Annotated in this window: 16 protein-coding genes; 6 read left to right on the top strand and 10 right to left on the bottom strand. The window is 51.5% G+C overall.

The window, feature by feature from the left end:
- Window positions 1-68 precede the first annotated feature (68 nt).
- Genes xrtH through ACAM29_RS01080 form a run of 3 tightly spaced genes read left to right on the top strand, consistent with a single transcriptional unit; the run spans window position 69 to window position 2,499 of the window.
- Window positions 69-578, top strand: a complete 510-nt coding sequence (gene xrtH / locus ACAM29_RS01090; protein ID WP_091824852.1) for an exosortase H — start codon at window positions 69-71, stop codon at window positions 576-578.
- On the top strand, window positions 568-1,176 hold the full coding sequence (locus ACAM29_RS01085) for an exosortase H-associated membrane protein (RefSeq protein WP_369622909.1): 609 nt from the start codon (window positions 568-570) through the stop codon (window positions 1,174-1,176). The genes xrtH and ACAM29_RS01085 overlap by 11 nt, the downstream gene beginning before the upstream one ends.
- 48 nt (window positions 1,177-1,224) lie before the next feature.
- A complete protein-coding gene (locus tag ACAM29_RS01080) occupies window positions 1,225-2,499 on the top strand; it encodes a Wzz/FepE/Etk N-terminal domain-containing protein (protein ID WP_369622908.1) in 1,275 nt (424 codons plus the stop codon).
- On the opposite strand, the gene ACAM29_RS01075 is transcribed toward ACAM29_RS01080, so the two are convergent.
- The 5 genes from ACAM29_RS01075 to cysD form a co-directional block, all read right to left on the bottom strand.
- Entirely contained in the window at window positions 2,494-4,275 is a 1,782-nt protein-coding gene (locus ACAM29_RS01075) for a polysaccharide biosynthesis protein (RefSeq protein WP_369622907.1), read from the bottom strand. The two genes, ACAM29_RS01080 and ACAM29_RS01075, sit on opposite strands and share 6 nt — an antisense overlap.
- A gap of 197 nt (window positions 4,276-4,472) precedes the next feature.
- On the bottom strand, window positions 4,473-5,480 hold the full coding sequence (galE, locus tag ACAM29_RS01070) for a UDP-glucose 4-epimerase GalE (RefSeq protein WP_369622906.1): 1,008 nt from the start codon (window positions 5,478-5,480) through the stop codon (window positions 4,473-4,475).
- 43 nt (window positions 5,481-5,523) lie between these two features.
- The gene (gene cysQ / locus ACAM29_RS01065) at window positions 5,524-6,318 is read right to left on the bottom strand and encodes a 3'(2'),5'-bisphosphate nucleotidase CysQ (RefSeq protein WP_369622905.1); all 795 of its coding nucleotides are present in this window, start codon (window positions 6,316-6,318) and stop codon (window positions 5,524-5,526) included.
- A 31-nt stretch (window positions 6,319-6,349) separates the two neighbouring features.
- Complete coding sequence (gene cysN / locus ACAM29_RS01060; protein ID WP_369622904.1) at window positions 6,350-8,260, bottom strand: sulfate adenylyltransferase subunit CysN; 1,911 nt, start codon at window positions 8,258-8,260, stop codon at window positions 6,350-6,352.
- Window positions 8,260-9,159 (bottom strand): sulfate adenylyltransferase subunit CysD, encoded by a 900-nt coding sequence (gene cysD / locus ACAM29_RS01055; protein WP_091824836.1) that lies wholly within the window; start codon window positions 9,157-9,159, stop codon window positions 8,260-8,262. The genes cysN and cysD overlap by 1 nt, the downstream gene beginning before the upstream one ends.
- A 112-nt stretch (window positions 9,160-9,271) precedes the next feature.
- On the opposite strand from cysD, the gene ACAM29_RS01050 reads away from it, so the two are divergent.
- The 3 genes from ACAM29_RS01050 (at window position 9,272) to ACAM29_RS01040 (ending at window position 11,880) form a co-directional block, all read left to right on the top strand.
- The gene (locus ACAM29_RS01050) at window positions 9,272-10,999 is read left to right on the top strand and encodes an SLC13 family permease (protein WP_369622903.1); all 1,728 of its coding nucleotides are present in this window, start codon (window positions 9,272-9,274) and stop codon (window positions 10,997-10,999) included.
- A gap of 124 nt (window positions 11,000-11,123) precedes the next feature.
- Window positions 11,124-11,582, top strand: a complete 459-nt coding sequence (locus ACAM29_RS01045) for a nucleotidyltransferase substrate binding protein (protein ID WP_369622902.1) — start codon at window positions 11,124-11,126, stop codon at window positions 11,580-11,582.
- Window positions 11,575-11,880 (top strand): nucleotidyltransferase family protein, encoded by a 306-nt coding sequence (locus ACAM29_RS01040; protein ID WP_369622901.1) that lies wholly within the window; start codon window positions 11,575-11,577, stop codon window positions 11,878-11,880. The genes ACAM29_RS01045 and ACAM29_RS01040 overlap by 8 nt, the downstream gene beginning before the upstream one ends.
- 55 nt (window positions 11,881-11,935) lie before the next feature.
- On the opposite strand, the gene ACAM29_RS01035 is transcribed toward ACAM29_RS01040, so the two are convergent.
- The 5 genes from ACAM29_RS01035 to ACAM29_RS01015 are packed head-to-tail and all read right to left on the bottom strand — an operon-like array spanning window position 11,936 to window position 14,891.
- The gene (locus tag ACAM29_RS01035) at window positions 11,936-12,262 is read right to left on the bottom strand and encodes a nucleotidyltransferase domain-containing protein (RefSeq protein WP_369622900.1); all 327 of its coding nucleotides are present in this window, start codon (window positions 12,260-12,262) and stop codon (window positions 11,936-11,938) included.
- Window positions 12,249-12,671: a nucleotidyltransferase substrate binding protein gene (locus ACAM29_RS01030; protein ID WP_369622899.1), complete on the bottom strand. Its 423-nt coding sequence runs from the start codon at window positions 12,669-12,671 to the stop codon at window positions 12,249-12,251. The genes ACAM29_RS01035 and ACAM29_RS01030 overlap by 14 nt, the downstream gene beginning before the upstream one ends.
- Window positions 12,655-13,818: a DegT/DnrJ/EryC1/StrS family aminotransferase gene (locus ACAM29_RS01025; protein WP_369622898.1), complete on the bottom strand. Its 1,164-nt coding sequence runs from the start codon at window positions 13,816-13,818 to the stop codon at window positions 12,655-12,657. The genes ACAM29_RS01030 and ACAM29_RS01025 overlap by 17 nt, the downstream gene beginning before the upstream one ends.
- 24 nt (window positions 13,819-13,842) lie before the next feature.
- Window positions 13,843-14,343, bottom strand: a complete 501-nt coding sequence (locus ACAM29_RS01020) for a hypothetical protein (protein ID WP_369622897.1) — start codon at window positions 14,341-14,343, stop codon at window positions 13,843-13,845.
- Window positions 14,340-14,891, bottom strand: coding sequence for a type II TA system antitoxin MqsA family protein (locus ACAM29_RS01015; RefSeq protein WP_369622896.1), 552 nt, complete (start codon window positions 14,889-14,891; stop codon window positions 14,340-14,342). The genes ACAM29_RS01020 and ACAM29_RS01015 overlap by 4 nt, the downstream gene beginning before the upstream one ends.
- Window positions 14,892-15,097: the final 206 nt, after the last annotated feature.

Genomic DNA, 15,097 nt, shown 5'->3' with positions numbered 1-15,097 from the left:
AAGCATAGATGAAGCCGGTTTAATAAGCCGGCTTACATTTATAATCAGGATGATTGGAGCTTCATGGCATGCTTAGATTTGGAACCATATTTTTTGTTTTGCTTGTATCACTGTTCACAATAGAGCTGCTGAACCCTGTTCAGGTACATGTAATCACCCCTTTCACCAGCTTGATTGCCGACATCAGTGCGACCCTTATCCGATTGTTTGACGAAAATGTCATATCCTACGGAAAAATAATTCAAAGCACAGAAAACGGCTTTGCCGTATCAATTGAACCTGGCTGTAACGGTGTAGAGGCGATCATAGTTCTCGCAGCAGCCGTTATCGCATTTCCCGCTTCGATAAAGCATAAAATCTACGCAATATTTTTCGGTTTTATTTTCATACAGATATTCAACCTTGGCCGAATTATAAGTCTTTTTTATATTGGGCAATGGAATATTGATATTTTTGAATGGGCGCACCTATACATTTGGCCAGTCGTAATCATGCTTGATGTACTGATTGTATTCCTGATCTGGCTACGATTCTTGCCAAAGGCACACAGTCAAGAGGAGCCTCAGCATGAGTCATGAATCTGCACAGTTTAACCTGAAAAAGTTCTTCGTTGCTGTAATATTTTGGATGAGCTGTAGCTTTGTTTTCTGGTACCTGCTCCATGACCTCCTCATACAACCGGCAATATTAATCTCAAGCCTGGCTCTTGAATCCATACTACCCGACGTTTTCGATAGCTTGAAGTTACATAAAGGTAATATTGTATTAATCACCAAGCTGGGTGAACTCAATGGTATGATCATGTCTGCAAAAGAAGCAGGCAATCAAATCGCGTATCAAATAAACCCTAAAGTTTTATCTTACTCTCTACCTTTCATCGTTTCCTTGTTGTTGGCATCATCAGATGAAAAAACTTTCAACAAGATACTAATCGGCATTATCATACTCTATCCGATCATAGTCATGGGCATTTTATTTCAATCCATGAAAGAGCTTTTCTTCGGCAATGCGTTAATGCATGATTTCATCACCCAGAAAGTGGACTTTCCCCTTGTTAATGAAATAATTGCCATTGGTTATCAATTCAACACTCTTATCATACCAGCCGTGACTCCAATTATTATATGGTCTTGGCTTGAAAACAAAAAAATATCAAGTATTGCAAACAATAAATAGAATATCAGTACAAATAGCGCGTCACTTTTAGAGCCGGAGAACAGCAGTATGAGTTCCAGACCTGAGTCAGCCAATCACTACCCAAATGACGAAATCGATCTCTTTGATCTCATGGAGAGTATTTGGGAACACAAGTGGACAGTTGCCATCATTACAGCCTTGGCGGTGGTAGCTGGCGCTGTCTATGCTTTTTCAGGAACACCCGTTTACAAAGCAACTGCTCAAATTCAGCAACCGCTGGCTCATACCGCTGCCCCGCTCAAAGCGCTCTATGGTCTCAACGACCTCACCTCTAGTCAGTTAACCAATATGTACTTCAGAACCCTGAATTCGAATGAGTACAAACGGTACTTCATTGATAATCTCAGCGATACAGTAAACGACTACCTGCCAACCGATACCAGCAGCAACCACCTGATCACGCGGTTGAACAGCATGATTGAGTTGCAAATTCCCGACACCGAAAAAACGAGCGCAATTGAATCAGGCAGTATTACGCTTGCAGCATCTCCCGCGGCAACCGCCGATGCAATGCTGACCGAGTATGTAAACACGGCAAATCAGTACCTGGTCGACGTACTACGGAAAAACTTCAATCAGTTACGTCAAGAAGAACAGGCTCGTATCCACCGAGAAATTACAGCACTGGAAACAGCCGAGGTGCAAAAGCGCCAATCCCGCATCAAGCGCCTGGAAGAACAACACGCTCTTGAAATTATAAAACTTCAGGATCAACTCAAGGCACAAAAGGAATTGTATGACGCACGTTTAAGAGACCGCATCATCAACCTTCAGGAAGCCCTTACAATTGCAAAAGCTCTGAACTTTGATGAACCGGTTTCCTTGTCACAGCTGAATAACCAGGTGCGTGGACAGGTCGTCATCAGTGCTGATATTCGTAGCCTGTCAGACCCTTTGTACCTTAGAGGCACCCGGCTGCTGCAGGCCGAACTGACAGAACTTAAAAACCGCCCGACCGATCATTACCCTGATAGTCAGGTCAGAGAACTGGAGGCCATGTTGGCCGCACAGTCCAATAACAGAGAAGCAGAAATACTTGCTGCACGCAGTAATGACGGTGACTTCAGCGAAGAAATCATAGATCTGAAGAGCCAACTGATCGAACTTGAAAGTCAGCAATTTCCTGATTCATTAGCTCTCAACTTTATCAGTGGCAATGTCGTTACCGATCAGACTCCAACGACCCCCAGCAAGAATTTGATTTTGTCGCTTTCTGCAATTTTGGGCTTTATGGCCGGCATATTTGTTGCCCTTATCATGGGCGCCATTCGCAAACGCAGGGCAGCCTGTAACGCGTCATGACGTCGCTTTTTTAAGCCAATCAACCGAGGTAGCAGGCGTGAACCCACTCACTGCCTGCTGCAGCCACTCAATGCCCGCCTCACAATTACCCTGCAGCATGGCCGTTTCAATGCCCTGCATAACCTGCTCCAATTGCGCTTGAGTCAGGCGTTCCTCATGCGCACGCATGATCTTGGGATGTTCAGTCCCCACTACATGCTCACCGATCAACAGCTCTTCAAACAGTTTCTCGCCGGGACGCAAACCGGAAAACTCGATGGCAATATCACCTTCAGGATACTCGTGAGAACGCACTTCATAGCCCATCAGCTGGATCATTCTGCGCGCCAAATCTACAATTTTCACCGGCTCTCCCATGTCCAAAACGAATACATCCCCTCCTTCCGCCATTGATCCTGCCTGAATCACCAGCGAAGCCGCCTCGGGAATCGTCATGAAAAAGCGGGTTATATCCGGATGCGTAACAGTTACCGGCCCCCCTGCCTGGATTTGCTGTTTAAAAAGTGGCACCACCGAGCCGGAAGACCCCAGAACGTTACCGAACCGCACCATGGAAAATACAGTTGAGCCTTTATTGTTTTCATTGCCCTCAACGGCGAGACTCTGAATGATCAGCTCAGCCAGTCTTTTTGTAGCTCCCATTACATTGGTGGGACGAACAGCCTTGTCCGTTGATATCAATACAAAGCGCTCAACCCCCGCTTTTTGGGCTGCTGTTGCCAGCACTCTCGTGCCCATGGCATTGTTACGCACGCCTTCAAAAATATTATGTTCAACCAATGGCACGTGCTTGTAGGCAGCCGCATGGTATATGGTTTTGACCTCAAAATGGCTGATCACCCGTTCAACACGGACTTGATCCAACACAGAGCCCAATAAGGGATAGACAGGCACTGCCAACCCTTCATTCCTGGCAATTAACTCCAACTCCTGAACAATTTTATAAAGCGCGAACTCACTCAGCTCGTACAGAACCAATGCCTTGGGCTGATTGCGCAAGACCTGACGGCAAATTTCTGAACCGATAGAACCGCCGGCCCCCGTAACCAGCACAACCTTACCCGTGATACTGGTGGTAATTAATTTCTCCACGGGGGGAACAGTTTCCCTGCCCAGCAGATCTTCAGGATCAACATCTCGCAGAGACTCAAGCGACTCACCTGAAACCAGTTCCTGCATGGAAGGTATTGTTTTGACGTGTACAGCATGATTCGCCAACTGTTCGAGCACACGGCGACGCTCAGAGCGCGTAGCGGAAGGAAGCGCCAACAGAACATGCGTAACATTCCGCTGCTCTATCAATTCGCCTACCTGAGAAGGTGCATAAACAGGCAGCCCCGCTACAGTTGTTTTCCTTACCGCAGGGTCATCATCCAGAAACCCTATCGGCACATATTCCCCTCCAGCAGAAAGCGCAGCGGAAAGCTGAGCACCTGAGTTGCCGGCTCCATAAATGAGAACAGGGGTTTTATTGATATAGTGGCCTATTAACCAATGATAGTAGTTGCGCACAAACAAGCGACTACCGCCAACATACACCAGCGCCACCAATGCAAAATTAATCGGAATAGAGCGCGGAAACTTTTGCAGTTCAAAAAAATATGCAGAGGCCCACATAAGCACTGCCAGCATCATGACCCCTTTGGCAACTGCCCAAATGGCCTGTGCGCCCATAAAACGCACCACTGCCCGATAGAGGCCAAGCCGTGTGAAGATGACAAGGCCGGCAATGGGCGTAGCAATAAACAGCCACCAGACAGGCTGCAGGTAATCCACTGGCCACCACTGTGTCAGGCGCAGTGCATACGCCGACCACAGGGCTACAGGCAAGGCGATAAAATCCGCCAATACCATCAGCGCTTTTTTATACCGGCGTCCCAGCGTCAACACACGATAGTGAACGGACCGTGAGTGCAAACCTATTGAATCCATACTTGCCTATTCCGTCGACTTCATTAAATGCCAAAGCACCATTAATATCCGTTGGGGTTAAGCTGCTGCCAACGCCAGGCGTCGGCCACCATATCCTCAAGGGTCCTGCACGCCTTCCAGCCCAGCTCAGCACCTGCCTTTGACGGATCAGCCCAACAGGTCGCCAAATCGCCTTTGCGGCGACCAACCACCCGATACGGGATTGGCTTACCTGAGGCCCTCTCGAACGCATGAACCAACTGCAACACGCTACTGCCGATACCGGTCCCCAGGTTCCATGTTTGTACGCCCGAAGTCGCGTCTATTTTATCCAGAGCTTTCAGATGCCCCTGTGCCAAGTCCATCACATGAATGAAATCACGCACTCCAGTACCGTCAGGTGTAGGATAGTCTGCGCCATGAATCAGCAACTCCGGACGCCGCCCCAGAGCCACATCAATAATCGCGGGAAAAAGGTTTTCCGGCCGCGTTAACGGGGCCTCTCCAATCAAACCGCTTTCATGAGCGCCCACAGGGTTGAAATAACGTAGCAGGGCTATCTTCCAGCGGGGGTCAGCATGAGCAAGATCCTGCAGCAGAGACTCAACAAACAGTTTGGTTCTTCCATAGGGACTGATTCCCCCACCCGTCAATGAATTTTCTCTGACCGGCATTTCATTCGCGGGGCTATAAACGGCTGCAGAAGAACTGAATACTATTTTGAAAACCCCTGCATCACTCATGGCTCGGCAAAGATTAATCGTACCCAGCACGTTATTCTCATAATAATACAGCGGCCGATCAACACTCTCGCCAACGGCTTTAAGGCCTGCAAAGTGAATGACAGCAGTCACGGGAAATTGAGAAAAAACACTGCGCAAAACAGTCGGATTACAGATATCACCTTCTATAAAAGGTATACGGCTGCCCGTGAGAGCCTCAACACGTGCCAAAGACAATTTTGAACTGCAGGCCAGGTTGTCAAGCACCACAACTTCATGCCCAGCCCGAAGCAAGTCGAGGGTTGTATGTGAGCCGATGTAACCCGCTCCTCCCGTTACCAGAATCATCGGGGGTCCTTACAGGCAGAATAAAGAAAACGCATCGTTGGGATCACTGCAGGGTGGAGCTTATCGGCTCTGCACACACAACAAACCAGGGGTTCAGGACTGTCTCGGGCGAGCCGTAGTCCAGGTGAGCGCCGTCCAGTGTTGTAAGGCGTCCACCGGCCGCATTCACCACAGCATGGGCCGCCCCGGTATCCCAAAGGCACGTTGGTCCAAGGCGAGGATAAACATCAGCCACGCCCTCGGCTACCAAACAAATTTTGAGTGAGCTGCCCATAGGCACCAGCTCATAATCGCCCAGCGCCTTAAGCCAGTCCAGCGTGTCCTGACTGGCGTGAGAACGGCTACCCACCACGCGCCAGGGCGTACCCACCAGATGCTCAACGACCTTGATCGGTTGCCGCTCACCTGCCCCATCAACCTTGAACGCACCCACGTTTTCGGCGCCCAAATAGGTTACATTCAGTGCCGGGGCAAACACGACACCCAGTACCGGTTGTCCCTGCTCGATCAACGCAATATTGACCGTGAACTCTCCATTACGCTTGATGAACTCTTTGGTTCCATCCAGCGGATCAACCAGCCAGTAACGCCCTTGTCTATCCGCTCCGGTGAAAGCCTCAACAGCCTCTTCGGTTAGCACGGGAATGTCGACTGGAAGCGCCTCGAGCCCGGCAAGAATAATGCTGTTGGCAGCCTTGTCTGCTTCAGTCAGCGGGGTTTTGTCTTCCTTTTCCTCCACTGTGAACTCGCGGCCATAGATCTCCAGAATGGCTTTACCTGCATCCAGCGCAATCTGTTCGACCTGGTCCAGCAGCTCTGACAAAGCGATGTCGGTCATTAATCTATCCCTTAAATCTTTCTGAAGTCACTTAAGTGGCAGGAACGATACCACATTCCTGCAGGTGCAGAATCACCTGATCCGCCGCTTCATCCGGCGTATACCGGGTGGTATCAAGGGTAATTTCCGGCGCTTCCGGGATTTCATATGCAGAATCAATGCCCGTAAAATTTTTCAGCTCACCGCGGCGCGCTTTCTTGTACAGTCCTTTCGGATCACGGCCCTCCGCCACATCCAAAGGTGCATCGACAAAGATTTCAACAAACTCACCGTCCTCCACCATGCCGCGCGCCATGGCACGCTCAGAACGGAACGGGGAGATAAAGGCACTCAACACAATCAGCCCCGCATCTGCCATCAGCTTCGAAACCTCCGCGACACGCCGGATATTCTCCACCCGGTCGGCATCGGTGAAGCCAAGATCCTTGTTCAAGCCATGACGAACGTTATCCCCATCCAGCAAGTACGTGTGGCGCCCCAGCGCGTGGAGCTTTTTCTCCACTTTATTCGCAATGGTTGACTTGCCTGCGCCGGACAATCCCGTAAACCACAACACACAGGGCTGCTGGTTTTTGGCCCGAGCTCTCGTCGCTTTATCCACATCCACATGCTGCATGTGAATATTCTGACTGCGACGCAGGGCAAAGTGGATCATCCCGGCAGCAACAGTGTTGTTGTTCATGCGGTCGATAAGGATAAAACCGCCGGTGTCCTGATTCTCTGTGTAGGGGTCGAACGCGATGGCACGATCCAGACTGATATTACAGATACCGATACCGTTCAGTTCAAGCTTTTTGGCGGCCATATGTTCCAGCGTGTTCACATTCACCTGGTATTTGATATCGGTGATGGTGGCTGTCACGGTACGCGTGCCAATCTTCAACAGATAGGGTCGCCCCGGCAGCATCGGCTCTTCATGCATCCAGACAATGCTGGTCTCAAACTGATCGGCTGTTTGTGCCGGCTGATCGATACCCGAGATCACATCCCCGCGTGAAATATCGATCTCATCGGTCAGCGTAAGTGTAACCGACTGCCCGGCCACCGCTTCATCCAGCTCGCCATCGTAGGTATAAATACTGGCAATGCGGCTTGTCTTGCCAGAGGGCTGCACACGAATCTCGTCTCCCGGGCGAACCACACCACTGGCCAGCGTGCCGGCAAAGCCGCGAAAATCCAGATTGGGGCGGTTAACCCACTGCACCGGCATACGGAAGGGGTTACGCTGAAGCCGGTCATCATCCACCTCAACGGTTTCCAAATACCCCATAAGCGTCGTGCCGTGATACCAGGGCGTTTTATCGCTGTGTGCGGTAATGTTGTCACCCTTCAATGCCGACATGGGGATAAACGTAATGTTATCCAGACCGAGCTGGCCGGCAAATTCACGGTATTCGTCACGTATCCTGTTGAAGACCTGCTCGGAATAATCCATCAAGTCCATCTTGTTGATCGCGACCACAATGTTGCGAATGCCAATCAGCGACATCAGAAAGCTGTGACGGCGAGTCTGTGTCAAAATACCTTTGCGCGCATCAACCATCAGAATGGCAGCATCAGCCGTAGAGGCACCTGTCACCATGTTGCGGGTGTACTGCTCATGCCCAGGGGTATCGGCAACGATAAACTTGCGCCGATCGGTTGAGAAAAAACGATACGCCACATCAATGGTGATGCCTTGTTCACGCTCGGCGGCCAAACCATCCACCAACAGTGCAAAGTCGATCTCTTCACCTTGGGTACCATACTTTTTGGAGTCGGCTTCAATCGCCGAAAGCTGGTCTTCAAACAACATCTTGGAATCGAACAGCAGACGGCCAATCAGCGTACTCTTGCCGTCATCCACGCTGCCGCAGGTGATGAAACGCAGCAGACCCTTGTTCTCATGCTGTTTGAGGTACTGTTCAATATCGCGGCTGATCAAGTCTGAAACATGCGCCATCAGAAATAACCCTCCTGCTTTTTCTTCTCCATGGAAGCAGCCGAATCATGGTCGATCACACGGCCCTGACGCTCTGACGTTTTCGTCAGCAACATCTCCTGAATAATCGCAGGCAAAGTATCCGCCTCAGACTCAACCGCACCCGTCAGGGGGTAGCAACCCAGTGTACGGAAGCGCACCTTGCGCATCATCGGCACCTCGTCCTGCTTCAGCGGCATACGCTCGTCATCCACCATAATCAAGGCTCCATCACGCTCCACCACCGGGCGCACGGCCGCATAGTACAGCGGTACAATGGGGATATTTTCCAGGTAGATGTACTGCCAGATATCAAGCTCAGTCCAGTTGGAGAGCGGAAACACACGAATACTCTCGCCCTTGTGCTTGCGGGCATTGTATTGCTTCCACAACTCAGGCCGCTGGCCCTTTGGGTCCCAACGGTGCTGGGCGGTACGGAAAGAGAAAATACGCTCTTTGGCACGGGACTTTTCTTCATCGCGGCGTGCGCCACCAAACGCTGCATCAAAACCGTATTTGTCCAAGGCCTGTTTAAGGCCTTCGGTCTTCATGATGTCGGTATGCAGGGCAGAACCATGGGTAAAGGGGTTGATATCCTTTTTAACGCCCTCCGGGTTGATATGGACAATCAGATCCATACCCAACTTCTTGGCCATCTGATCCCGAAACGCGTACATCTCACGAAATTTCCAGCGGGTATCCACATGCAGCAACGGAAACGGCGGTAACGAAGGCGCAAAGGCTTTCTGTGCCAGGTGCAGCATCACGGCGCTGTCCTTGCCGATGGAATAGAGCATCACCGGGTTTTCCGCTTCAGCCACCACTTCGCGCATGATGTGGATGCTTTCCGCTTCCAATCGCTTCAAATGTGTAAGAGACATTCGCTTCCTCAAAAATGTACTCAAAGTCTGATCTGTTGATGCATATCGCCGCTGGCAGCAATGGGCTGATACAATAGCATTTTTCGTTCTATGCTGCTGCGAGGGATGCATAATGGCGTGGCTGGTATTGGGTTCCATTTTACTGTTGCTGGCCGTACTGGCCAGTGGACGTGTGCAACCGGCCATTGCATTCATGACCCTGGCAGGCTCATTCCTGATTACGGGGCTGGTTGAGTTGCCCGTCATGCTGACAAGTTTTGCCAACCTTGCCCTGGCTACCCTGATTCTTCTGCTGTTGGTCTCACTGACACTGGAACGCTCACCTCTGCTTGACTTGCTTGCAGCCAAAATTCTGGCGGGACGTGAAAAACCGGCACTGCTCAAGTTAATGGGAACCGGGGCGTTGCTATCGGCGTTTCTCAACAATACAGCTATCGTGGCATCGTTTCTCGGCACACTTTCACGTCAAACCCGCATTGCACCTTCACGCTTACTGATTCCCCTGTCCTATGCTTCAATTTTCGGCGGCATTACCACACTGGTGGGTACTTCAACCAACCTGGTGGTCAGCTCTTTTGCCACCAGCGCAGGACTGGGGGAACTATCCATGTTTCAGTTCAGCCTTGTGGGCATCCCGGTCGCGCTGGTATGCATTTTCACATTGCTGATCAGCTCATCCTGGCTGCCACGACATGACACCGCAACAGAGCAGAAATCATTACCCTATTTTTTGTCTGCCGAGGTGATGCCTGAGTCTACCTTGATCGGCAAAACCATCGAAGCCAACGCGATGCGGCAGCTGGACGGGCTATATCTCCTCGAAATTGAACGAGACGGACGGCTGATCAGCCCCGTCACCCCTGACGAAATCATTCATGCGGGTGACCTGCTTGTGTTTACCGGCGAGGTCAACAAAGTGCAAACGCTGCAGCGTTTTTCGGGGTTACGACTGCTGGGGGAAAGTGCGGATGAGTTGCTGACCAGCAACCTGGTTGAAGTGGTTATCTCGCATGAATCCATACTGGCGAACCGCACGCTGCAGGAAGTGGACTTTCGCACCCTGTTCAACGCAGGCGTCGTTGGGATCAGGCGTGGAGAACGCCGGTTGGAGGGGCAACTGGGACGCATTCCCTTGAAGGTAGGAGACAGCCTGCTACTGGCCGTGGGCAGTGATTTCAGTCAACACCACAACCTTGACCGCAACTTTCACCTGCTGAGCGGCACCCTGCAGCGCCCCCGATTAAGCCTGCACCAAAGCCTGGCCGCACTGGGCGGATTTGCTGTTGCCATTGTATGCGCCAGCTTGGGCCTTTTGAGTTTATTTGAATCGTTGCTATGCCTGATGGCACTGTTTCTGATCGGCGGGTTACTCAGCATAAACGAAATGCGCCGCCGCTTTCCGTTTGAGCTCTTTCTGGTGATCGGCTCAGCGCTCACGCTCGCCAAAGGAATGGAGGCCTCAGGTGCGGCGGCACTGGTGGCCGATGGAATGCAGTATCTGTTCAACGGCTACGGGGTTTACGCCGCGTTTGTTGGTGTTTTTCTGCTTACAGTGCTGATGACGGAAACCGTCACCAACAACGCGGCTGCGGCATTGGCCTTCCCGATCGCACTGTCTACGGCACAGGCATTCAATGCAGACCCGATGCCTTTCATCATGGCCGTCGCCTATGGCGCCAGCGCCTGCTTTTTGATCCCCTTTGGCTACCAAACCCACTTGATGGTGTACTCACCAGGCCGCTATCGTCTGCAGGATTACCTCAAGACCGGACTGCCGGTATCCGTCATGTACAGTTTGACCGTGCTGCTTCTGACCCCGATTATCTTTCCTTTTGATTAGAGTCTCGCAACGCAATCAGGCTCGGATTCCGCAGAAAAGCAGGATAGACTACGGCTTCCAGCGGCACAAATATCCAATACAAACCTGCACCACCTTTATCCTCATGCACTCAAAGGTTCTGCACATGACCAGCACCATGCCCCCCTACATACTGGACCTAAGCCCGCTTCAGGATGCAATACAATCGCTGGAAGACGGGATCGAGGTCGTCAGTGACAATGCATGGCTTAACCAGCAGAACCAAAAGGTACGAAACACCCTCATTGCCGGTGTTATTCAAAACTTTGAATTCGTGTATGAGATTTGTATCAAGATGCTGCGAAGACAACTGGAACTCGAAGCCGCCAGCCCCGAAGAGATCGACCACTCCAGTTTTCGTGACCTGCTGCGCGCAGGTGGCGAGAAAGGACTACTAAGTAACGTTGAAGCCTGGCTTACCTATCGACAGATGCGCAATATCACGTCGCACACCTACGATCACGAAAAGGCCGAGCGCGTCTGGCAACAAACCAAAATATTCATCCACGACGCAAAAGATCTACTGCAAGCGCTGGAGTCCCGCAATGCCACTCCCCATGCCTGACATTGATATCGAGCCGCACCAGTGGGCGGTTGTGTCAGACATACTGGAAAAACATCTTGCTGACTACACCGTATGGGCATTCGGCTCACGCGCACGCCATAATGCCAAGCGTTATTCTGACCTTGATTTGGCCATTATTAGTGACCAACCTTTGTCGCTGCAAAAGATGGCCATAGTCAACGCTGAATTTTCAGATTCCGACCTACCCTGGCGGGTTGACCTGCTTGACTGGGCAACAACTGGAGAAGCGTTTCGCAAACAGATTCTCCAGTGCTACTGTGTTGTAAAAAAGGCGTAATCCCTTTAGCAATAAAGCGCCTTCTCATATGGACTCCTTCCGTGGAGTGTCAGGGTTAATTCATCTCACGATCATACACAAGTTGACCTACCCGCTGGATGTGTGCGATCAGTTCCGGATTATCAATATGATGCTTGAGTATCAGATCAAGACTGTAGGGTAACAACCGTTCATCCAGTGTCGCTGCAAGCTGCAGGAAGCTTTGAAACGGCAGCGTAGGTGCGTCAAGGCAGAGGTCAATGTCCGAGTTATGTCGATGGGTGCCCATGGCGCGCGATCCAAACAGAATCGCACCTTGTACCTCGGGATAACGTCTCAACTCAGCTTGGAGCGTTTCAAGCACACCCGTTGGTAGCCCCGTCAATGCCTTAGTGCTGGTCACGTCGCTGTTCCAGTGCCACCAATAGCGCTTTAAGCAGCGGGTGGTAGTTGTTCAGAATTTGATCAGCAATCAAGCGGGCTGTTTCACGGTTGTACGTATGCGATGTCAGCGTACGGCTTTTGATCATTGCCATCCACTGCTCTCCCGATTCGATCAAGCCGCGCTCAAAGGCCAGGCGAATGGCGTCTCGACTGCCCTGTATGCCGGTTTCACCCTGATTCTGGTAAAAGTCCTTGATGGTGTTCCAGGCCAGCTCATACGTATATTCAAAGGCCTGAATCAGCCCCTGCTCTTCCAGCTTGGAAAGGCCGCGCTGGTTGCTTAAGGCAACCGCCTCATCCAATTCATTGAATGCAGATCGGTAATTCTGTAAGCGCTGATGCCAACGAATATCATCTGTTTGCGTCATGGTTTACCTCTGCCAACACCGCGCAGGTTTTGTCGATTTCGGCTTGAGTCAGCGTCGGATGCACCAGAAACATCAAGCTGGTATCGCCCAGCCGATGCGCCACAGGCAAGGGCTTTTCGGGACGCCACCCTGTGCCATCAAACGCCTTTTCACGATAGACTTCAGAGCATGACCCTGAAAAACAGGGTACCCCACGCTCATGGATTTGCTGCATGATGCGATCACGCTGCGCGGCAGTACCATCAACAAACACATAGCACTTATAAGCCGCATGAACGATATCGTCAGGCACCTCGGGCACGCGCAGTCCGGGCAACTGGCTGGCGGCTTGCCAGATCTGCTGCGCATAACGCAGACGAGTTTCATGCCATTGCGGCATACGGCCCAGCTGAATGCGTCCAATCACGGCCTGCATCTCGGTCATGCGCCAGTTGGTGCCGAAAGACTCATGTACCCAGCGAAAGCCCGGCGGGTGCTCGCGCTCGTAGACCGCTTCCCAGCTTTTGCCATGATCCTTGAACGACCACATTTTTGACCACAGCGCCCTGTCGTTGGTGGTGACCATTCCACCTTCACCGCCGGTGGTCATGATCTTGTCCTGACAGAACGACCAGCAGCCCACATGACCGATTGAACCAACCGCGCGCCCCTTGTAACGAGCACCATGCGCCTGGGCGCAATCCTCAATCACATACAGTCCATGCTGCTGCGCCAGCACCATGATCGGGTCCATATCACAGGGCCAACCAGCCAGGTGCACACAAACAACAGCTCGGGTGCGCGGGGTAATCACGGCTGCAATGGTGTCAGCGGTCATGTTCTGGCTGTCGGCATCCACATCGGCGAACACCGGCACGGCACCGGCATTGACGATACTGGAAACGGACGCCAGGAAGGTACGCGAGGTCACAATTACCTCATCTCCGGCACCCACGCCCAGCGCATTCAACGCCAGATCAAGTGCGACCGTACCGTTGGCAAGCGCAATGGCATACTCAGTGCCAACATACTCGGCAAACTCATGTTCAAAATGACGCCCTTCCTGCCCGGTCCAGTAATTGACCTTATTGGACAGCAGAACATCGCGCACAGCGTCGGCTTCTTCCTCTGTGAAAGAGGGCCAGGGGGAAAAAGGTCCGTTTAGCATGGTTTACCCAAGAAGTATGAAGTTTTAACGCCCGGTACTTTTTCCCCGGCGGTGATGCGACAGCTGCCAGGCAGGCAGCACAATGCGCGGTAAACGCATGCGTTCACATTGCGACGAGAGAAACTCACGCCAATATGGCCACACATGAAGACTGGCATTTTGAGTAGCGAACTCATCAATACACGTTTGTTTAATCTCTTGATCAATCGTATATTCAGCGATGAACTCCGCTTCAATATTCGCCACAACCTCTAGCGCGCCGTGCTCATCTGCAGAGCGCTCTACAATGGGGTTGACCCAACGCACACCAAAACGCACAAACACGCGCACCAGCTTCCCATTACCTTCAAGGTCGGCGATCACGGTTTGACGCACTACGTGCATCTGCTGAACATCCAACTCTTCCTGCTCATCCGAATATTTCGGGTCAAAGTCATCATGGCAGTGAGAAAAGTTATCCCGAAGATATACGTCCTGTAGCTTCAGGCTATCTATAGCCTTTTGGAGGGAGGGTGAAATGGTCATGCGTACTCCCTTACCGTTTCATGATTAGAAGACGACACAACATGCAACCTGGGCCTTTGTTTGAGGCGTGTCACATCGCTACGCTTTGCCGTAACAGGCACCATTTGCCACAAACCTTCAGGCTTCGCAGGTGACACACCTGCTTCGGCAGCAAGAATAGCAAAAGCCTCGGGCAGCGCATCCGTTATACGCAGCAGCTTATCCATGGCCTCAGACTGGCTCACGTCGTCACTTTCGTACTTTGAGAAAGCTACCGGGCCGCCACCAAAAATTTTAGCGGCTTCACTCTGACTAATCCCAAGACGCTCGCGCAGCGCACGCACTTGCGAACCTGTAAGCAGACCATCCACCTCTTTCTTAAATGCGACCATCGCGCGCTTGTTTGCACGTAATTCTGCAGATCCAGCTTGTTCGGACCCACAACAATCACATATGGATATATGACTTACGATCTGCCTGCTGACTCCGCGGTATTCCGCCGGAACCATTTCGACCTGAGGAGTCAATGAACCCTCCCCGCAAATGGGACAAACAGCTGATTTGATCATACCTAACCTCGATCTTCCGGCAAGTGACAGGATACCAACAGTATTACGGTGCCGGTTTTAGCGATCGCAAACTTGATGTAGTACTCAACCGGTAACTCTTTGTACGCATAAGGTATCCATTCCATCCTGGTCAATGTATACGCATCACAGGCAGCCCAGGGGCCTATCGGACGCTGCTGACACCATTCAGAATTCCTATAACGCCC

Origin of the sequence: Marinobacterium sp. BA1, assembly GCF_041155135.1 — a bacterium.
Taxonomy (GTDB): Bacteria; Pseudomonadota; Gammaproteobacteria; order Pseudomonadales; family Balneatricaceae; genus Marinobacterium; species Marinobacterium iners.
This window is presented reverse-complemented; position numbering and strand designations above follow the sequence as displayed.

What these genes read in the sequence shown, in the direction of transcription:
- ACAM29_RS01015 (WP_369622896.1), bottom strand. Translation starts at nt 14,891, where the DNA reads ATGATCAAATCAGCTGTTTGTCCCATTTGCGGGGAGGGTTCATTGACT.
- ACAM29_RS01030 (WP_369622899.1), bottom strand. Translation starts at nt 12,671, where the DNA reads ATGACGCAAACAGATGATATTCGTTGGCATCAGCGCTTACAGAATTAC.
- ACAM29_RS01050 (WP_369622903.1), top strand. Translation starts at nt 9,272, where the DNA reads ATGGCGTGGCTGGTATTGGGTTCCATTTTACTGTTGCTGGCCGTACTG.
- ACAM29_RS01045 (WP_369622902.1), top strand. Translation starts at nt 11,124, where the DNA reads ATGACCAGCACCATGCCCCCCTACATACTGGACCTAAGCCCGCTTCAG.
- cysD (WP_091824836.1), bottom strand. Translation starts at nt 9,159, where the DNA reads ATGTCTCTTACACATTTGAAGCGATTGGAAGCGGAAAGCATCCACATC.
- cysN (WP_369622904.1), bottom strand. Translation starts at nt 8,260, where the DNA reads ATGGCGCATGTTTCAGACTTGATCAGCCGCGATATTGAACAGTACCTC.
- xrtH (WP_091824852.1), top strand. Translation starts at nt 69, where the DNA reads ATGCTTAGATTTGGAACCATATTTTTTGTTTTGCTTGTATCACTGTTC.
- ACAM29_RS01080 (WP_369622908.1), top strand. Translation starts at nt 1,225, where the DNA reads ATGAGTTCCAGACCTGAGTCAGCCAATCACTACCCAAATGACGAAATC.
- ACAM29_RS01040 (WP_369622901.1), top strand. Translation starts at nt 11,575, where the DNA reads ATGCCTGACATTGATATCGAGCCGCACCAGTGGGCGGTTGTGTCAGAC.
- ACAM29_RS01085 (WP_369622909.1), top strand. Translation starts at nt 568, where the DNA reads ATGAGTCATGAATCTGCACAGTTTAACCTGAAAAAGTTCTTCGTTGCT.
- ACAM29_RS01020 (WP_369622897.1), bottom strand. Translation starts at nt 14,343, where the DNA reads ATGACCATTTCACCCTCCCTCCAAAAGGCTATAGATAGCCTGAAGCTA.
- galE (WP_369622906.1), bottom strand. Translation starts at nt 5,480, where the DNA reads ATGATTCTGGTAACGGGAGGAGCGGGTTACATCGGCTCACATACAACC.
- ACAM29_RS01025 (WP_369622898.1), bottom strand. Translation starts at nt 13,818, where the DNA reads ATGCTAAACGGACCTTTTTCCCCCTGGCCCTCTTTCACAGAGGAAGAA.
- cysQ (WP_369622905.1), bottom strand. Translation starts at nt 6,318, where the DNA reads ATGACCGACATCGCTTTGTCAGAGCTGCTGGACCAGGTCGAACAGATT.